The sequence below is a fragment of the Thalassobacter sp. 16PALIMAR09 genome (assembly GCF_000765485.1).
GTDB lineage: Bacteria > Pseudomonadota > Alphaproteobacteria > Rhodobacterales > Rhodobacteraceae > Thalassobacter > Thalassobacter stenotrophicus.
In genome coordinates this window covers 1-586 of sequence record NZ_JHAK01000039.1, presented here as the reverse complement: position 1 = coordinate 586, position 586 = coordinate 1, and the positions used below count along the sequence as shown (strand labels likewise).

Below are 586 nucleotides of genomic sequence, written 5' to 3'. Positions count from 1 at the left end.
ATTGAAGCAGGCGTCCCCACCAAGACACATATCCTGAACCTGCTGCACCGATTGATCGACCGCAGACCGACAGATCATCCAGAGGTCGATCCGCCGGATGCGCTGGCATTGCAGACGACGCCAGAGGCCAATGTAGATCGCTATGACGACCTGAGACAGACTGGGGAGAAGCGCCATGCGTCATGATCCAGCTGTAGCGTCCATCGTCATCATGCTGCGCAGCCTCAAGCTCTATGGCATGGCAAATGCGGTCGAAGACTTGGTCGCCCAAGGAGCGCCAGCGTTCGAAGCGGCGATACCGCTTCTATCACAACTGCTCAAGGCCGAGATCGCAGAACGGGAGGTGCGGTCCATTGCTTACCACACCAAAGTCGCCCGCTTCCCCGCATACAAAGATCTCACCGGCTTCGATTTTGCGTCCAGTGAGATCAACGAAGCGACAGTGCGGCAGTTGCACCGCTGCGAGTTTATCGAAGCGGCCGAGAATGTCGTGCTGATCGGCGGTCCCGGAACGGGCAAAAGCCACACGGCCACCGCAATCGGGGTACAAGCTATCGAGCACCACAGGCGCAAGGTCCGCTTCTTT

The 586-nt window shown here is 58.4% G+C and carries 1 protein-coding gene and 1 pseudogene; both read left to right on the top strand.

Annotated elements, in window-relative coordinates:
• Positions 1-186, top strand: a pseudogene (locus PM04_RS17270) (IS21 family transposase); the annotation flags it as partial.
• Positions 176-586 (top strand): ATP-binding protein (locus PM04_RS17265; RefSeq protein ID WP_038009172.1); only part of this gene is annotated, 411 nt, incomplete at its 3' end. The pseudogene PM04_RS17270 and the gene PM04_RS17265, both read left to right, overlap by 11 nt.